The 670-nt window shown below is 51.3% G+C and carries 1 protein-coding gene; it reads left to right on the plus strand.

Translation table 11 applies throughout. The features are described 5' to 3' along the window. On the plus strand, window positions 1-670 hold a 670-nt coding region (locus Q0794_RS18060), incomplete at both ends, for an Ig-like domain-containing protein (protein ID WP_298944269.1).

Raw genomic sequence — 670 nt, forward strand, 5'->3', positions numbered from 1 at the left:
TGACGGATGGCGAGAACGGCACGGTCACGATCAACGATGATGGTACGGTGACGTACACGCCAAACGCTGACTTTAATGGCCCTGATTCGTTTACGTACACCAACGAAGATGGCAGCACTGAAACGGTCACTGTGACGGTTGAAGCGGTGGCGGATAATACGGTTATCGCTGCCGATGCGGCAACAACGAATGAAGATACCCCAATTACCATTGATGTATTAGCGAATGATACTGACGCTGATGGCGTAGTTTCTCCTGTTGCGTCAGTGACGGATGGCGAGTACGGCACGGTCACGATCAACGATGATGGTACGGTAACGTACATGCCAAACGCTGACTTTAATGGCCCTGATTCGTTTACGTACACCAACGAAGATGGCACCACAGAAACGGTCTCTGTGACGGTTGACGCAGTGGCGGATGATACGGTTATCGCTGCCGATACGGCAACAACGAATGAAGATACCCCGATCACCATTGATGTGTTAGGGAATGATACTGACGCTGATGGCGTGGTTTCTCCTGTTGCGTCAGTGACGGATGGCGAGTACGGCTCGGTCACGATCAACGATGATGGTACGGTAACGTACACACCTGATGCTGATTACAACGGACCAGATTCGTTTACGTACACCAACGAAGATGGCAGCACTGAAACGGTCTCTGTGAC

This window comes from uncultured Psychromonas sp. (genome assembly GCF_947489755.1).
GTDB lineage: Bacteria > Pseudomonadota > Gammaproteobacteria > Enterobacterales > Psychromonadaceae > Psychromonas.